This window comes from Synechococcus sp. R5-13 (assembly GCF_047462015.1).
In the GTDB taxonomy this organism is placed as follows: Bacteria; Cyanobacteriota; Cyanobacteriia; order Thermostichales; family Thermostichaceae; genus Thermostichus.
On sequence record NZ_JANSIL010000118.1, the window covers coordinates 18167 to 34795 of the forward strand.

17 protein-coding genes and 1 pseudogene are annotated in these 16629 nt (G+C 57.9%); 10 read left to right on the forward strand and 8 right to left on the reverse strand.

Annotated elements, in window-relative coordinates; genetic code table 11:
• Positions 1 to 124 precede the first annotated feature (124 nt).
• On the reverse strand, positions 125 to 325 hold the full coding sequence (locus NW840_RS09320; RefSeq protein WP_041436785.1) for a DUF2811 domain-containing protein: 201 nt from the start codon (positions 323 to 325) through the stop codon (positions 125 to 127).
• Between the two features lie 615 nt (positions 326 to 940).
• A complete protein-coding gene (locus NW840_RS09325) occupies positions 941 to 1609 on the reverse strand; it encodes a RibD family protein (RefSeq protein WP_414343832.1) in 669 nt (222 codons plus the stop codon).
• Between the two features lie 112 nt (positions 1610 to 1721).
• On the opposite strand from NW840_RS09325, the gene NW840_RS09330 reads away from it, so the two are divergent.
• From NW840_RS09330 to clpS, 3 genes are all read left to right on the forward strand, one after another.
• A complete protein-coding gene (locus NW840_RS09330; protein ID WP_011434124.1) occupies positions 1722 to 2117 on the forward strand; it encodes a hypothetical protein in 396 nt (131 codons plus the stop codon).
• 140 nt (positions 2118 to 2257) lie between these two features.
• Positions 2258 to 4099: a hypothetical protein gene (locus NW840_RS09335; protein WP_414343833.1), complete on the forward strand. Its 1842-nt coding sequence runs from the start codon at positions 2258 to 2260 to the stop codon at positions 4097 to 4099.
• A 177-nt stretch (positions 4100 to 4276) separates the two neighbouring features.
• Entirely contained in the window at positions 4277 to 4582 is a 306-nt protein-coding gene (clpS, locus tag NW840_RS09340; protein WP_011434126.1) for an ATP-dependent Clp protease adapter ClpS, read from the forward strand.
• On the opposite strand, the gene cobT is transcribed toward clpS, so the two are convergent.
• Positions 4531 to 5658 (reverse strand): nicotinate mononucleotide-dependent phosphoribosyltransferase CobT, encoded by a 1128-nt coding sequence (cobT, locus tag NW840_RS09345; protein WP_414343834.1) that lies wholly within the window; start codon positions 5656 to 5658, stop codon positions 4531 to 4533. The two genes, clpS and cobT, sit on opposite strands and share 52 nt — an antisense overlap.
• A 150-nt stretch (positions 5659 to 5808) precedes the next feature.
• On the opposite strand from cobT, the gene NW840_RS09350 reads away from it, so the two are divergent.
• The 4 genes from NW840_RS09350 to NW840_RS09365 all read left to right on the forward strand — a co-directional run bounded on the left by NW840_RS09350 (position 5809) and on the right by NW840_RS09365 (position 7939).
• The gene (locus NW840_RS09350; protein WP_414343845.1) at positions 5809 to 6132 is read left to right on the forward strand and encodes a DUF1825 family protein; all 324 of its coding nucleotides are present in this window, start codon (positions 5809 to 5811) and stop codon (positions 6130 to 6132) included.
• Between the two features lie 29 nt (positions 6133 to 6161).
• A complete protein-coding gene (locus NW840_RS09355; RefSeq protein WP_414343835.1) occupies positions 6162 to 6611 on the forward strand; it encodes a Fur family transcriptional regulator in 450 nt (149 codons plus the stop codon).
• Positions 6608 to 7111 carry an AbrB family transcriptional regulator gene (locus NW840_RS09360; RefSeq protein WP_414330730.1) on the forward strand — a complete coding sequence of 168 codons (504 nt, stop codon included), beginning with the start codon at positions 6608 to 6610 and terminating at the stop codon, positions 7109 to 7111. Before NW840_RS09355 ends, NW840_RS09360 begins: the two co-directional genes overlap by 4 nt.
• 132 nt (positions 7112 to 7243) lie before the next feature.
• Entirely contained in the window at positions 7244 to 7939 is a 696-nt protein-coding gene (locus NW840_RS09365) for a chorismate pyruvate-lyase family protein (RefSeq protein WP_414330733.1), read from the forward strand.
• 125 nt (positions 7940 to 8064) lie between these two features.
• On the opposite strand, the gene NW840_RS09370 is transcribed toward NW840_RS09365, so the two are convergent.
• A complete protein-coding gene (locus NW840_RS09370) occupies positions 8065 to 9636 on the reverse strand; it encodes a photosystem II high light acclimation radical SAM protein (RefSeq protein WP_414343837.1) in 1572 nt (523 codons plus the stop codon).
• Positions 9637 to 9770: 134 nt separating this feature from the next.
• Between NW840_RS09370 and NW840_RS09375 the strand changes: the two genes are divergently transcribed.
• The 3 genes and pseudogenes from NW840_RS09375 (at position 9771) to NW840_RS09385 (ending at position 12661) form a co-directional block, all read left to right on the forward strand.
• Positions 9771 to 11156: a serine/threonine protein kinase gene (locus NW840_RS09375; RefSeq protein WP_414343839.1), complete on the forward strand. Its 1386-nt coding sequence runs from the start codon at positions 9771 to 9773 to the stop codon at positions 11154 to 11156.
• Positions 11157 to 11254: 98 nt separating this feature from the next.
• Positions 11255 to 11808 (forward strand): annotated as a pseudogene (locus tag NW840_RS09380) (IS5 family transposase); the annotation flags it as partial.
• Positions 11809 to 11902: 94 nt separating this feature from the next.
• A complete protein-coding gene (locus NW840_RS09385) occupies positions 11903 to 12661 on the forward strand; it encodes a TIGR00297 family protein (RefSeq protein ID WP_414343840.1) in 759 nt (252 codons plus the stop codon).
• A gap of 321 nt (positions 12662 to 12982) precedes the next feature.
• On the opposite strand, the gene NW840_RS09390 is transcribed toward NW840_RS09385, so the two are convergent.
• From NW840_RS09390 to clpP, 4 genes are all read right to left on the reverse strand, one after another.
• On the reverse strand, positions 12983 to 13315 hold the full coding sequence (locus NW840_RS09390; RefSeq protein ID WP_011434136.1) for a ribulose bisphosphate carboxylase small subunit: 333 nt from the start codon (positions 13313 to 13315) through the stop codon (positions 12983 to 12985).
• 8 nt (positions 13316 to 13323) lie between these two features.
• Positions 13324 to 13731, reverse strand: a complete 408-nt coding sequence (rcbX, locus tag NW840_RS09395) for a RuBisCO chaperone RbcX (protein ID WP_011434137.1) — start codon at positions 13729 to 13731, stop codon at positions 13324 to 13326.
• Positions 13732 to 13797: 66 nt separating this feature from the next.
• Entirely contained in the window at positions 13798 to 15222 is a 1425-nt protein-coding gene (locus tag NW840_RS09400; RefSeq protein WP_011434138.1) for a form I ribulose bisphosphate carboxylase large subunit, read from the reverse strand.
• A gap of 509 nt (positions 15223 to 15731) precedes the next feature.
• A complete protein-coding gene (gene clpP / locus NW840_RS09405) occupies positions 15732 to 16334 on the reverse strand; it encodes an ATP-dependent Clp endopeptidase proteolytic subunit ClpP (RefSeq protein ID WP_011434140.1) in 603 nt (200 codons plus the stop codon).
• Positions 16335 to 16629: the final 295 nt, after the last annotated feature.

A 16629-nucleotide genomic window follows, 5' to 3' on the forward strand; every position in this document is an offset into this window, starting at 1 on the left:
TGAGATCCCTTTCACTTCTTAGCCCCCTCCCCCCAGTGTCCAAATGACAGCAGTGGGACAGGATCCCTACTCAGGCTAACAAAAGGTTCCCACTGCCCCACTTTTCACAGGCCATCCCTGGGGCTCAGTTGCGGCGAAACAGGCTGTCCAAGTAGATGCGCGCCGCCCGCCGGTCGCTCTCCCCACTTTGGAGCAGGAATAACGAGAGCGCTGCCGTCACCACCCGATCCTGATCCCAGTCGGGATGGCGGGAGAGGTAGTTTTGGAGGGTGTCATGCAGCTCCTCAGGAATTTCGCTCAAAATGCTGACGCTGTGAGAACTCATAGTCCAACTACTCACTCGGGCTTAAGAGGGGAGAAAACGGTATCCCGCAAAACCTGCGGCCACAGCCAAAACTTGGGCAGCTCGAACAGAGCGAACCCGCAACATCAAAACCCAACCTAGATAGGCCAAGAGCCTCAGCAGGCTCGCAAGCAGAAAAGCAAGCAATATAGGTTCATAGCTTGCCCCTATCCCAGCGGATGGGAGGGAGGGCATGCACAACTGTTCCTAAGCCTGTCGTGGGCTGTAGAACAGATGAAGTCTTTTCTGAGGAGAGCGGTTGGGAACACCTCCACACCACTCGCCCTCAGGTGGGGCTATTCTGCCCTCTGCCCTATGGGGGATGTCAATCCCAAGCCAGGGATCCAACAGGACAAAAGCTCTCCATTGGCCTTGATGGGATCGGAAAAAACGGCGCGATCCCGTTACGTTTCTCAGGGTGTAATTGCCTGAACCTTACCCACCTCCACTTTTCCACAGAAACCCCCGATGCCGCCCCCTGAGGGAAAGGCCCTGTGGAAAACAGCCCACCCGCCTGTGGAAAGTCTGGGGAAAACCTGTGGATTTCCGGGAAATCTGAATTTGTCCAAAAATTTTTGTGTTTGTATAGAGCATTTCTCAGAGCCACTCGACTCGGTAGCGCAAAAACAGCTCCTTGGAGCCACGGCGGCATTCCAGCAGCTCCAACTGGGGCAGGGATCCCTGCACTTGCCAACCCTCAATGCTGGCAGGCGCATCGGCATATCCACTCAGCAGCACCGGAGCGAGGGTAACCCACAGCTCATCCAAGGCCCCTGCCTGGAGAAATGCCCCCAAAAGCCGCCCCCCGCCCAACAACCCCACCCGTTCAATGCCCAAGCTGCGCAGGCGGGCCAGCCGTGCCGGCAGATCCCAATCGGCAGCCACCCAGATGTCTTCAAAGCCGGTTCGGTTTCGCCAAATCCGGGATCCCTTGGGAGTTGTCCACAGCCAACGGGTGAGGGGCTGGCGAAAAAACGGCAAATCCTCAGGAATATCCCCGCTGTCGGAACAGATGATCGTCAGGGGCTGGGGAGAGAGGCCCTGAGCGGTTCTGCGTTGGATCAACTCGGGATCCCGAATACGCAGACTGGTGCCGTAGGCCCGCAGAGTGGCTGCCCCCATGATCAAAGCCTGTTGCTGAGCAGCTTGGGTTTCCAAGTGCCGATAGTCCTCAGGGCTGCTGAAGGAGGGCCTCTGCGCTCGATGGGCTGCGATCTTTCCATCCAAGCTCTGGGCAAAGATAGCTACCAAATGGGGACGATTCAAAGACAAGATTGCTGAGAAAGGGTGGGCAAACCCCACAAATTGACCAGAATAGAGTCAGGCATCGCCGGGAGAACCGTGGCACCGGTCACCAGAGCGCCCACGCGGAATGGATATGCTAGGGACATTTCAATCCTCCACCATCCGGGTTGAAGTCGAGGCCAGTGCATCGACGATGCAGCGCTGTCTGACAGAAGTGGGGTTGCTGCAGCAGTGGATCTGGCCCCAGCAACTGCAGGGATCCCTTCCCGAAAGGCTGGAGCTGGGCAGCACCTTTGCCGCCCAATGGGGCCCCCTCTCGATCATGCACCAGGTGGAAACCCTGCTGCCGGAACGGCTGCGCCTGCTGATGTGGGGAGGAGCCGATGGCTACTGTGACTGGCTGTGGGGGAACGGCTGGGTGCAGTTGCGGGTAGAGGCCGTCTCTCTCCTGCCCTTGGGCTTGGGACAATTGCTGATGCTGCGGCGGCTGCAACAGTTTGCCCAAAGCCAAGAACAGCGCCCCTCTTAGGACTTAAAAAGCGACCTTCCGGCAAAATCCGTGGATCCTCGGCTTGACAAAATGCGTTTCGGTTGCAGCATGCTACTTCTCTAAGGATTTTCCACTACGATAGTTGTAGCAGAGCTTACTCTTCCCGTCCGAGAGGCCCAATGAATCCGCCGACCAGCCCCACCCCAACCGCCATCGAGCAGGAAAAGTTTGAGATCCGCTTGGGAGAAGCCCTCAACCGAGCAGGACTGCTCACCCCCGCCCAACTGGCTCAGGCCATGTGGGAAAAGGCCGATACCCCCTTGATGTTGGGGGAGCTGTGTATGCAGCACGGCTGGATTGCCCCCCAAGATCTCTATCCGTTGATCCCGGTCGAACTGGTGCGTATCGGCGAGATCTTGATGCTGCATGGGTATCTGGAGCTGGAGCACATCCATCAGGCTCTGATTCAGCAGCGGCAGCACCCGGAGCGCAAGCTGGGGGAGATCTTGGTGCAGCAGGGCTGGGTACAACCCCACTGGTTGGAATGGGCCTTGGACAAGCAGCAGCGGCTGCGGCGCCAGAAAGGAGCTGCCAACAGTTGGGAGGTGATGGTGGAGCAGTGGTCCACCATTCCCGATCAGCCCCCTCTTTATGTCTCCCCTCTACAGGTAGCCCAAGAGACCTACAGAGTTACCCAGCAATACAAAGCCCAGCTGGAGCGCTACCAAGAGCAAATTGCCATCTTAGAAGCGCAACTGGAGCAGCAGCGGCAGCAGCAACAGCTCCTGGTCGAACAATCGCTGCAGCAGGTTGCCGACCATCAAGCCCGCCAGCAGGAACAGCAGCAGCGCATTGCCCAATTGGAAGCCCAAATCCAGCAGGGCACTGAACAACAAAAGGCTGCCCAGCAGCGCATTCGGGAACTGGAGGAGCAACTCCAAGCTCAGCAAGCTCAGGGATCCGCGCAACTGCAAGCCGCCCAAGCAGAGCTGGAAATCCTACGTCGCCGCTGCCACGAGCTGACAGAATGGCAATCTCAAGCCAAACACAAGCTGCAAGAGCTGGGATCCCAACTGCAGGAGCAGCAGAAGATACAGCAGGCTCAGGCACAGCAGCTCCAAGAGCAGGCCCATCTGCGTCATACTCTGCAGCAAATGGAAGCCCAAGTGGCCGCCCTGAACCAATCGCTGCAGGAGCACCAACATCAACTCCAACTGGCCCAGTCTACGAAGCAGCGCTTAACTGCCGACCTGGCCCACGTTCGCCAAGAAGCTGCCGAGGCCACCCACCGCCTGCAAGTGCAGCTCCAAGAAACCCAAGCCCAACTGCGAGAAACTCAAGATCGCTTGCAGGAAGCCCAAGCCCAAGTGAGCCAGCTCCAGGCCCAACTGCAGGCGGCCCAAGCGGAAAACCGTGCTCTAGCCGCAGCGGTAGCCGAAGCCCGGCGAACTTCCCCACCTTCAGCCGCACCGACCCCAGCTCCAGAGAAAGCCCGGCCAGAGACAGAGGATCTCAAGGCCCTGACCGTAGCCGACTGGGCAGCCGAGCTGAGTGCCCCAGAAAGCGAATTGCCCCCGCAGCAATATTTGGGGGAAGAGGACTTGGAAGCTCTACAGCGGGCTACCCCCTGGGTACAGCGGGTATTGACCCAATTGCGGGCGGCTGGCCTAATCGACAATGCCGGCATCGAAACTGTCATTCACGCTTGGGAAAAGGAAGGGGGCACCTTCACGGATGTGCTGGCCCACCACAGCGGCCTCAAGCCGGAGACCGTCAAATTTTTCAGCGAAGGGGGCTACTCTGTTCAACTGGCAGGGGGACGCCACGTGGCCGACTACCTCAAGGCTTCTGGATTGGTCAGCGCCGCCCAAATCGAACAGATCCAGAAGCACCTGCCGCCAGGCGGATCCCTGTGTCAGGCCCTTGCCCAAGCCGGGATTCTACGCCGGGCCACTGCCCTGTATTTCGAGCGCCACTTCGGCGGGCAAAAGCCCCGCCGCCCGCTGCGGGAAGAGCTTTAGAGGAACCATGCTCTATCGCTGACGCCAACGACCGACAAGGGATCCGAATACAGACACAAGCTGCCAACAAGATGCCAATTAGACTAGAAACTAGATAGAGATAGATCATCAGAAGCGACCGGTTTCTCACCCCTGAGAGACCCAAGTTACTCGGTAGTTGTGTCGATCTCTTCTGCTATGACTACGGAAGCTCCAACTCGACCTGCTCAGCAGTTCTCGCCCTCGAGAACCCAGGTTCGCCAGCCCTACCCCCACTTCAAGGTGATCGTCTTGGATGACGATTTCAATACCTTTCAGCACGTTACGGAATGTCTGCTGAAATACATCCCCGGCATGACTTTGCCCCTAGCGCGGCAACTGACCGTGCAGGTGGATGCCGAAGGGCAAGCAGTTGTTTGGGTCGGCCCTCAAGAACAGGCGGAGCTCTACCATCAGCAATTGCTGCGGGAGGGGTTGACCATGGCCCCCTTGGAGCCGGCCTGAAGCACCAGGCGTTCGTAGCTGCGCTCAACTGCTGCCAACAGCTCCGCTTGGCCCCAACCGGCGTGAAGGCTGCTGGCAATGGCCAGCCCACCCGCCCCCACCCCTTCCTTGACATAGCCCCGCTCGTAAGCCTGTAGAGGCAGATAGCGGCTATTGGCAAAGCTCAGTTGGGTGGCCAAAAGGGGAGCAACCCCCAACAATTCTGCCAAGGCCACCGTATTGCCCGAGGGATCCTCTGCCACCCAGCGGGTGGTTCCCACCACCACGTTCTCCGGGGGCCAAGGGATCCCCTGCTCTTCCCCCCAGCGCTGCATCAAGGCCAGCACCGCCAACATTTGGGTTCCCCCTGCCAGCAGCACCGCTCCCCGTTGCGCTGCGCCCATCGCCAACCCGGCCACAAAGGGCTGCATGGGATCCCCCACTGCCGCCACCACCTCAGCAGCAGAAGCTCCCACCGGCAGACGGGCCAATCCCTGCCGGGCCAAGGCCAGCTTTTGGGCGTGGTTGCAGACCGGGTGGCTGCTGTTTACCATGCCCTCTGCTGCCCACCCCAGTCCCAACAACACCGCCAGCGCCGTGGTGGTGCCCCCTGCCACACACTCCCCAATCACACAGTAGCCTTGCTCCAGCCGGGATCCGCGGTCGTACCCTTCTTGCCAAAGGGATCCCACCTGCTCCAAAGACAGAGCCTGTCCTGTGCTCAAGCAGCGGGCCACTCCCCCAGAGCTCACCATTTCTGCCCCCGGCAAAGGTTCCGGCAAGCCACAATCGAACACTCGGCACGGGATCCCCAACTCCCTCAGGATGGCGCAGCTGATCACCACTGGGGAAGGATAGCCATCCGGAGAGGTGGGCAAGCGGTGAGAATGGCCCGCCAGCAACACTTCCCCATCGGCAAGAGCTGTGTAGCGACGCAAGGAGGGGGTAGCGCCGGCAGCCGAAATGCCCGGAACAAGAGCCGTTTCGGTAAACCCCAAGCAGGCCAGAAACAGAGGTCGGGATCCCTGCACCCGTTCGCACCACCGCCGGGCCACAGCCGGCTGAGTGTAAGCCTTAACGCAAGGAAACGGAAGCATACCGGACACCGAGGCAAACAAGCCAGAGTCTATCCCGAGCCAGAAGGGCGGGATCCCGTACTCGCAGGAGGGGTTGCCTCCTGCTGAGGCAATCGGATTCGGATAGGATGGGTATACCCAATGCAGTTTATTCAGGGCAAACGGAAGGCCATGAGCTTCTTCGACTCTGAGATCGTCCAAGAGGAAGTCAAGCAACTGTTTCAGGATTTCCAAAACCTGATGCAGCTTGGTCAACGGTACGGCCAATTCGACCGGGAAGGCAAAAAAATCTTCATCGAACAGATGGAGGAGTTGCTGGAGCGCCAGCGCATTTTCATGAAGCGGCTGGAACTCTCCGACGACTTTATGGCTCAAATGACCATCAAACAACTGCAAACTCAGCTTGGGGGGTTTGGGCTCTCCCTGACCCAAATGTTCGACCAGATGCACCAGACCCTAGAGCGCATGAAAGCTGAGGCAGACGCTGAGCGTTGACCCCTAAGAACGACCTACACGAAGGGATCATGTCTTCTTCCCGCCAGACCCGCAACCAAAAATTGATTCTGGAGGTGCTAGAGCAGCAGTCGCAGCCCCTTTCGGCGCAAGAGATCTTTCTGGAGTTGCGCAATGCCAACCACACCGTCGGTCTGGCCACGGTTTATCGAGTTTTGGATGCTCTGCGCAATGAGGGCAAGCTGCAAGCGGTCAACTTGGGAGACCAGCAGACCTACTACCAGGTTCTGCCCAGCAATGGCCACAACCGCCACCACCTGATCTGCACCGAATGTCGGCGGGTGGTGCCTTTGCCCGATTGTCCGGTGGAAGATTTGGAGGCACAGCTTTCCAGCCGATACCAATTTGCGATCGAGTACCATGTGCTTGACTTCTACGGCGTCTGTGCCCAGTGCCGTAGAGGGGTTGGGCCAAGCCCGGACTCACAGCGTTCCTCTTTTCTCAAAGCTAAGCCCAAATGATGAGCTATCTCTGGACGGTGTTGATCGGGCTGGCCGGCGCCCTGATCGGGGTCAAGCTGAGGCTTCCGGCAGGAGCACTGGTGGGCTCCATGGTGGCGGTGGGTCTGGTGAATGTCTGGGGGGCGATCCCAATTCCCGCTCCCCCAGCCGGGATCCGTTTTGCCATGCAGGTGGTGTTGGGCATTCTTTTGGGTACTAAGCTCACTGCCGATACGCTTCTGGCCCTGAAAGATCTGTGGCGACCAGCCCTGCTCTGTACAGTGATTGCGGTGGGCACGGGGGTCTTGTCGGGGTACCTGATCTCCCGTTGGCTGGGGATCGAGCGCTTGACTGCCATCTTGGGCACAGCTCCAGGAGGCATTTCCGACATGAGCCTGATAGCCCTGGACATGGGAGCCCAAACCAGCACAGTGGTGGTCATGCACTTGGCACGCCTGATCAGTGTCGTCGTGGTCGTCCCCTGGGTGGTGCGACTGCTCGTTCAGCCGGGCACGAGTTAGCTAGACCGCCGGGAAGCCCCGCCCTCTGTGCATCAGCATGAGTGCCGGAGTATGTCACGAAAGTCCTCGGAGCAGAGACGGCGGGTGGGTTAGACTAGGGGCGATACAGAACTTAACAACTGAACCGCCGCCTTGGAACTTTCCCCCTCTCCCCTCACCTGCCATGCCGACGCTGCCGGATCCCCTTGGAGCGCTGCTCTCCGTTCTGCAGATGGCTCTTTGGGCAATGTCTCCTCTGGCCAAGGCGATTGGTGGCCTCTACAGCTGCATTGGCAGGGGGAGCCAGACCCGGTACAGCCTGAGCTGGTGCAGGTGGATCCCGTGCTGCGCTTGCTGCTTTTGGGGGATGGCTTTACCACCCGTAATCTTGCTGCCTTGATCCAAGAGCCGATTCAGGCTCATCTGCTGGACACGGGCCGGGTTGATTTACAGGCAGAGCAGGGCACTGCCCCCAAGTCCATGCAACAGCTGGCCAGAGATTTGGGGCGGCTGGGATCCCCTTTGATGCGGCGGCGGGTTTGGCTGTGCGGAGTAACCTCTCAACAGCCCTTGCTCTATGCCACCTCTTGGTGGAACTCCGAACATCTGGTTCAATACTTGCCCCATCCCGATCGGCCCATTGGCCAAAATCTGATCCAAGAAAAACTGGAGACCTTTCGCGAGCTGCGCGGCCTTTACCACGGCGAGGCAGACCCGGTTGCCCGGCTGCTGCAGTGTCCCGGTCCCTTCTGGGCTAGGCATTATCTTTTGTTGCACAGGGGCCAGCCTTTGACCGTCATCTACGAGGTGTTTTCTCCACGGCTGGCCGCAAGGGCCCTGTCCCGCTAGCGCGACGGAGACCTCCAACGGCGCACGGCTGCGGTGATGGCGGCTGCCACCTGCGGATCCAATTGGGCGCTGGCGGAGATGCGCTGATAGTCCTCCTAAGGTTAGAGAGGCTGCTGGCCCAAGAGCTAAGACACGTAAACCCCTGTTAGAGGCGCGCTCAGGGCTTCTTCCAACTCTGCCAGGCCAAGACGACGCTCCAGGATATCCATCACCTCGCGGCCAAAATCATGGGGGTTGCGATCCCAGGCTTCCAGACACACTTCCCCAAAAAAGGATCCCAGGGGTTCTGGGTTCCAGAGCAGTTTGCGCGCCGTCCAAGGAGTCATGTGCATGGGGTTAAAGCGGTCGTCGATAACACCGATTTTGCGAGCAAAATCTTCTAGATGAGTGTGGGGTTGCAGGCCGATGAAGAAGATGGCCGGCTCAACTTTGTCGCGACCAAAGATGGCTTCCAGCTCGCGATGGTACCGTACTGTTTGCCGAATGGTTTCCGGTCGCTCGTCGATGACATTAAAGGAGTAATTGACCGAAACCAGGTCGTTAAATCCTGCCTGTTTGAGGTAGCGGCAACTCTCCAGTACCGTGCGCAGGTTATAGCCCATGCGCATTTTGCGCACCAGCTCCTGGGATCCGCTGGTGATGCCGATCTCGAAGTAGCTCATGCCAGTTTTCACCATGAGCTCGGCCAGCTTTGGGGTGAGGTTGTCGGCCCGAATATAGGCAGCCCAACGAATATCGGTCATGCCGGCATCAAGGATTTTCTGCAGCAATTCCTCCGCATCCTCAATGTAGCGGCGGGCAGGGATAAACTGGGCGTCAGTAAACCAAAAGTTTCGCACTCCTCGCTCGTACAACTGCATCATTTCTCGGATCACCTCATCCACAGGGTTGAGGCGCACCTGCTTGCCTTCGATGACGGTGTAGATGCAGTAGCAGCAGTTGTGGGGGCAGCCGCGCTTGGTTTGTACCCCAATGTAAAAGTCGCCCCCTTCTAAGTAGTAGTCAATTTCCGGCCAAATGGCGGTGATGTAGGTGTAATCACAGGCGGTTTTTTGCAGAGGTTGAGGCGGCTCGTGGATCAAACCTGGGCGAGGTTGCTCCAGCTTGGCCCGATAGCAGCGCTCTGTGGCTAGGCTTTGCCCTTGGATGACTTTTTCCAGCAGCGTTTCTCCTTCCCCCACCGAGATGATGGTGCCTTGGGGCAGGTAGCGGCCCAATTGTTCGTAGAAGACGCTGACTGCCCCACCCCCCAACACCGCTTCAGCGTGAGGTTTGTAGCGCCTGGCTCTGCGGATCCCCTGCCAGACCAGCCGTGTGTTGCGCCAAATCTCGCCATAGTAGGCCAGCACCAGCCTGAGGCTATTCAGGGATCCCCGCAATTTTTTCAGGGGGTTGCGGGCGTAGAAAAACTCAAAAGAGTGTTGCAGTAGATTGCCGGCCCGCCCGTTCACCGGCGCATAGACTTGAATATCCCGCCAAGAGAAAACCAGCAAATCCGGCTGAAACTGATCGATTTGCTCCAGCATGCGGCGGCGAAAATCCAAGGGCGGGAAGGTGCCCATATCGAAGATGCGCTGCTCAACTTGGGGGAACAGCTTGTGGACATGATCGGCCAAATAAACCACCCCAATGGGAAAAATGGGGTTGCAGGGCAGCCGCACATAGAGGATTTTTTGAATCTTCAGGTTCGAGGCCATATAACCTGAGAGCTTACTTTACATCTCTTCACTCACTCTAATCGCTTTTTGAGAGGCGCGGCGGCAGGGATCCAAAAGGGACAAGGATAAGCTAAAGCTGAAACAACCAGCAGGGTCGGACCTGAGGAGGGGATATGGCTCCAGAGCGCCCAATTTGGCGCCAGCGCTATCGGCCAGAGCGGCGATTGAGCAAGCGCAGCGGCAGACACACCTACCTGGCTCAGGATTTGCTCACCTCGGAACAGGTGGTGATCAAGCTGCTACTCTTTGGGCCAGACTTTGATTGGGCCGACCTGAAGCTGTTCGAGCGGGAAGCCCAGATCCTGCAGACCCTCTCCCATCCAGCCATTCCTGAATACCGCGACCACTTCGAGATCAGCCTAGAGGGAGGACGGGGCCTAGCCCTGGTGCAAACCTACATCGACGCCCCCTCGCTGCAGGAGTGGATGGAGCAAGGGCGGCGCTTTGCCGAGCCGGAGGTGCGGGAGCTGGCGCAAAAGCTGCTGCGCATTCTCGTCTACCTGCACGAACTCCATCCCCCCGTCATTCACCGAGATCTCAAGCCCAGCAACATTCTCTTGGGATCCGACCAGCAGGTGTACCTAGTGGATTTTGGCTCGGTTCAGGCGGCTGCCCCCCGGGAGCAGGGATCTTACACCGTGGTGGGGAGCTACGGCTACATGCCCCTAGAGCAATTTGGCGGCAGAACCGTGCCCGCTTCCGATCTCTACAGCTTAGGTGCCACCCTAATCCACCTGCTCACCGGACAACATCCGGCGGACTTGCCCCAGGAGGGAGCCCGGATTGTGTTCGAGCAAGCGGTGCAACTGAGCCCGCCCTTTCGCGACTGGCTGCGGTGGATGACGGAACCTGTGGTGGCGGATCGTCCTGCTTCCGCCCGGCAGGCCCTGGAGGCGCTGGAGCATTTGGATCGTCGCCCGGCACTGGTTTCTTCAGCAGCAGTCCCTACTCGACAGCCAGCAGGCAGCCGGATTCAACTGCACAAGTCCGAACAGACCTTTCAGGTGGTGATCCCGGCCCGGCAAACCGGTGTTTTGGCGTTGCTGCCTTTCGCCATCGCTTGGAACTCCTTCATCACCTTTTTCACGATCACGTCGGTTGGGCTTGCGCCTTTTCCGGCCAATTTGGTGTTTGGCCTGTTCACCCTGCCCTTCTGGACGGTGGGGTTGGGGATGGTGGGCGGGATCCTCTACGGCCTATTCGGCAAGGCCCACCTACGGATCGACACAGAATACATTCGCCTGGCTCACGAGGTGTTTGGCCTGAGGTTTGGCAATGTTCCCCCCAGTCGGCGATGGGATATTGACCGGCTGGAGCTGATCCCGCGCCATACCCGACGGGGTTCGGATGGGGATCGAGTGGAGGTAAGCCCACAGTTGAACATCTGGGCGGGCAACCACAAGTACGAGCTAAAAGATCTGCAGGAGCCGGAGTTGGAGTGGCTGGCCGCGGAGCTGAGCCGTTGGCTGAAGATCCCGGTTGAACGGCAGAAGGTGTAGTCGTTAGGTTTTTTGCATTTAGTTATGATAAGGACAGTTTTTGGGTAAGGTCTGATGAGTTATCTTGCTGCAGATCACAGCAAATAAAATAGCAAAAAATTATAGCTTTCCTGAAAACAGAATCCAGATCCACATCGGCAAAGAGGCAGGATGCAAACAGTTTATCCAAGGCCTGCTGTAATAGCTCGCTCTGGATCCCCGTGGCGCTACCTCCCAAAAAGATATGGAAAATGATACACCAGAGATTCCATCGCTGGAGTTGCTTGGGAGTTTGGGAAAGACCCTGACTTAGAGCATCTTATCCTTGACTCAACTGTCGTTCGTGCTCACCCCTGGGCAGCCGCAAAAAAAGGGGAGCAAGCTTTGGGGAGGAGTCGAGGTGGATACAGCACTCAGATCCATGTGAGTGTGGATGGTTTGGGGAAGCCGTTAGTGTTTAGAATTACAGCAGGGCAAAGCAGGATATTACCCAAGCAGAGGCATTACCAGAGAGTTAGCAAGAAGAGCATACGAAGGTGATAGGGGATAAGATTCTCAGGAATTCAGGGAGAGGATAGACAAGGGAAGGCCGGGTGCTGATTCCTTCTAAGAGGAATAGGAGGGTGGTGGGAGATTTGACCGGCACGTTTACAGGGAGAGGCATTTAGTCGATAAAAGATTTTTTTGCGATTTAACACGGATTGCTATATTGGTGCTTGTGCTGAGAATTATCTGGCCAAATTGCTGTGGCTAAAGTTTAAGGGTATATGTGGCAAGCGTGGCTTCTGAGTCAGTGGGGGGTGGCACTCTGGCTCAACCTGGCTCTGGTGGTACTGGGTCTGCTGAGCCCTCAGAAGGCTTTGACGCGAGCAGGGGTCATCCACGCGGGCCTGCTGGGCCTGCTGGTGTGGGGGGGGCTGGGGGGGCGGGGCTACGCGGTGGTAGCTGCCTATTTTTTAGTGGGAACAGCCGTAACCAAACTGGGGATCCGGCGCAAGCAGGCGCAGGGGATCGCCGAAAAGCGAGAGGGGGCGCGAGGGCCGGAGAACGTCTGGGGATCCGCTTTAACCGGGGCAGTATGTGCGCTAGGATACGCTTTCTTCCCGCATCCCCTGTGGTGGTTGGGATACAGCGCCAGCTTTGCAGCGAAATTGGCCGATACCGTCAGCAGCGAGGTGGGGAAAGCCTATGGCCGCAAGACCTTTTTGATCACCACCTTCCAGTCCGTGCCGGCGGGCACAGAAGGAGCCGTGAGCCTAGAGGGATCCCTGGCGGGGGTGGCGGCAGCGGCAGGGATGGCCGGGTTGGCCTGGGGGATTGGCGGGGAGTGGGTGGGGGAAAGCCCATTTTGGTTGGGCATCTGCTGGCTGGCCGGGATCCTGGCCACCCTGGCGGAAAGCTGGATGGGAGTGGTGTTACAACCCCGTTTGGCCTGGATGACCAACGAAGTTGTAAACAGTATTCAAACAACCCTGGCCGCTCTTCTGGCGGTAGGGCTGGGATCCCTTATGGGCATCGGATCCTAGAAATAGGGTCACCATGAACTACCCCACCGTATAGGCAGATGGGGTTTCTAGTGCCCCATCCCCTTAACAGTGAGGTTTTTGTCCCTTCCTCTGTCCCAGTTGCTTCATAGACCCGCAGGTCTCTGAAGGAGTGCTGCAACATCCGAGACCAACGAGGCTGGTTCCCAACCCCGGTTGCCCGTTGACGGCAACGTTGTACATGACCATTACCGAACCACGGTCTCTATTGCCGTGCCACCGAGAACGGCCATACAAAGAAGTCAAGCCAGGAGGCTTGACCAAAAGGGGAGAAGCTCTCCCCTTTCGCTGACCAGAGCTCCCTTAGCGCAGGCCGCTGGGCTTATAGACCAGGAAGCTGAGCACTTGGCACTGCTTAATGTTGTCGAACCCCACCACGCGAATGAAACAGTTGGGGTAGGCGCTGCGGCAAGCCTGCACTTCGCTGAGCACCTCCTGGGGAGAAGTGGCGCTGAACAGGGGCAGCTTCCACAGCGTCCAATAGCGAACCGTTGGTTCAGACGATTCGTTGAACTCTATGGCCGGGATGTAGCCCTGATCCAAGATGTACTGCACCTGCTTGATGATCTGCAGATCCGTCAGCGGCGGCAGATAGGAGAGGGTTTCGTAGCGGCGCTCTTTTGGTAAGGTTTGCATGATCGGTGTCACTCCGTTTCGAGCCTAGGGTTTTGTGGGGGGGATCCCGCTTCCGGGTGGGTAACGGGTAGGGATCCTGTTGCTGAGGTGATCCGTTCTAGATGATTGCGGCGGTGCTCCATGTTGGCTTGCTGGATGCCGGCTTTGGCCATTTCCGGCAGGTAATCGACCACCTCCGCAGCAATGTGTTCACGAACGGTCATGATGCGATAGGCCAACTCAGGACGCTCAGCCAGCAAAGCCCGCAGGTAGGCTTCTCCATCCTGAAGGTTTTGCCGAGCGGAGAACTGCTGTAGCCAAAGGGCCCTGGGGGGATCTGTTTCGCTCAGTTGAGCCAGCACCGTGCGCATCGCCTGATAAGTCAGGTAGCTGATCAAGGTCTTGGCGGTGTCTTTGGCGATCTGTTTCAGATCCATTGCCGATCCAGGGAGGGAGCCAGTAGGGCAAGAGAACCGTGGGGATCCCCTGCCCCCAGCAGATCTCTAGAGGGTGTCGACGGCCTTGAACTCGAACTTGATTTCCTTCCACAGCTCGCAGGCAGCCGCCAGCTCTGGCGACCACTTGGCTGCTTCCCGGATAATGTCGTTGCCTTCGCGGGCCAGATCTCGACCTTCGTTACGAGCTTGGATACACGCTTCCAAGGCCACCCGGTTGGCGGTTGCGCCCGGCGCGTTGCCCCAGGGGTGTCCCAAGGTTCCGCCGCCAAACTGCAGCACCGAGTCGTCGCCGAAGATTTCCACCAGCGCCGGCATGTGCCAAACGTGGATCCCACCGGAAGCCACCGGCATCACCCCTGGCATGGAAGCCCAATCTTGGGTGAAGAAAATGCCGCGGGAGCGATCGGCCTCTACGTAGTTTTCCCGCATGAGATCCACAAAGCCCATCGTAATGGCGCGGTCGCCTTCCAGCTTGCCCACCACCGTACCGGAGTGCAGGTGGTCGCCACCGGACATGCGCAAACACTTGGCCAACACCCGGAAGTGGATGCCATGGTTTTTCTGCCGGTCGATCACCGCGTGCATGGCCCGGTGAATGTGCAGCAGAATGCCGTTATCCCGGCACCACTTGGCCAAGCTGGTGTTGGCAGTGAAGCCAGCTGTCAAGTAGTCGTGCATGATGATAGGGGCGCCCAACTCCTTGGCAAACTCGGCCCGCTTGAACATCTCTTCGCAGGTGGGCGCCGTCACGTTCAAATAGTGGCCCTTGATCTCGCCGGTTTCCGCTTGGGCCTTGTGGACAGCCTCCATCACGAACAAGTAGCGATCCCGCCAGCGCTGGAAGGGCTGGGAGTTAATGTTTTCGTCATCTTTGGTGAAGTCCAGGCCGCCCCGCAGAGCTTCATACACGGCCCGCCCGTAATTTTTGGCAGAAAGGCCCAACTTGGGTTTGATGGTGCAGCCCAGCAGCGGACGGCCATACTTATTCAACTTATCCCGCTCCACCTGAATGCCGTGGGGAGGGCCTTGGAAGGTTTTCAGGTAGGCCACCGGGATCCGCACATCTTCCAGCCGCAGCGCCTTTAGGGCCTTAAAGCCGAAGACGTTGCCCACAATTGAGGTGAGCATGTTGGTTACTGAGCCTTCCTCGAAGAGATCCAGCGGGTAGGCGACGAAGCAGAAGTACTGGTTGTCTTCGCCGGGAACCGGCTCGATGTCATAGCAGCGGCCCTTGTACCGATCCAAGTCGGTCAGCAAATCGGTCCATACCGTTGTCCAGGTGCCTGTCGAAGACTCAGCCGCCACAGCTGCCCCCGCCTCTTCGGGAGGAACGCCCGGTTGAGGGGTAACTCGGAAACAGGCCAAGACATCGGTATCCTTGGGTGTGTAGTCGGGAGTGTAATAGGTGAGTCGGTAATCCTTCACCCCGGCTTGATAGCCGCTTTTGGATTGGGTTGCTGAATAGGCCACGTTGATCTCCCTCTGAACGAATCACAGAACCAGAAAATGCCATTCACGGATGCAACCAAGAGGAAAAAACCCAGGGCCAAAACTCAAGACCACCGAGTTTTCGTGAACGAACTCGCCCCACAACCGCGAGGCCAAAGTTGGGCCTTAAGACACTCTTCATCCCAGGGGATGGAAGCCCCAAACCCTTCTTTTCGAGTGCCTTCAATTGCTAGCTTGGACTCCCTGGACTTGCAAATCCAGTAGAAAGGTTTTTATACAGTGCCTAAGCTAGAATCTCGGCAAACACAACTCTATATTGATTTAATCCTAAGCTATCATCCGCAATAGTGGGCTGAACATTACTTTCTTTATGAGTTTGATTAGTTTAATTAAAGTAAGACCCCCTGCTTCCCGCTGAGAATACAGATTTCTTTGGCTTTCTTAATATCCTTCGGGTGGGATCCCCGGCCAAAACCAAAAGCTCCCTTCTTTGAGGGAGCAGAGCAAACCCACCCGCAGGGCCTGGACGGTCAAGAAACGGCTGCCAGGGTTGGCTGGGGTCTCTTGCTGATCACCTGGTCGATGAGGCCGTACTCTTTGGCTTGTTCTGGGGTCATGAAGTTGTCGCGGTCGGTATCTCGTTCGATGCGCTCTAGAGGTTGACCGGTGTGGTAGGCCAGCAGGCTATTGAGGCTGTTTTTGATGAAGAGGATCTCTTTGGCCTGAATTTCAATATCGGTAGCTGGCCCCTGAGCTCCACCAAGGGGTTGGTGGATCATGATGCGGGCGTGGGGAAGGGCAATGCGCTTGCCTTTGGTGCCCCCTGCCAGCAGAAAGGCTCCCATGCTGGCAGCCAAACCAATGCAGATGGTGGAGACATCCGGCTGAATGTGCTGCATGGTGTCGTAAATGGCCATGCCAGCATAGACAGAGCCGCCGGGGGAGTTGATGTAGAGGTAGATGTCTTTTTCAGGGTCTTCGGACTCCAAGTAGAGCATCTGGGCCACAATCAGGTTGGCAATGTCGTCGTCCACCTGGGTGCCCAAGAAAATGATCCGATCCCGCAAAAGACGCGAGTAGATGTCAAAGGCGCGCTCGCCTCGCGCAGATTGCTCAATAACGGTGGGAATCATGCCAGTCCAAGCGATGGGTCAGTCCTTACTAGTGTAGTCTAAGCCACCGGACGGATGCTTTGCTCAGGACGACTCACCGGCCCGCCTCCGTACGGGGCTCGATGGGGTGTGAGCCGGCTAGAACAGCAAGGAGACGGGGTGGTTATAGCGGGATCCCTCTTCTTCTGGGATGTGGAACGGGTCTGAGGTGTGGCTCTTTGTGATGTGGTGAGGTAAACTACCCGGCACCCGCGCTATGCGCAGGGTGCGGGCTTTATCCCAATCCCTAGCGGCCCCAGAGGACAGCTAAGTTTCG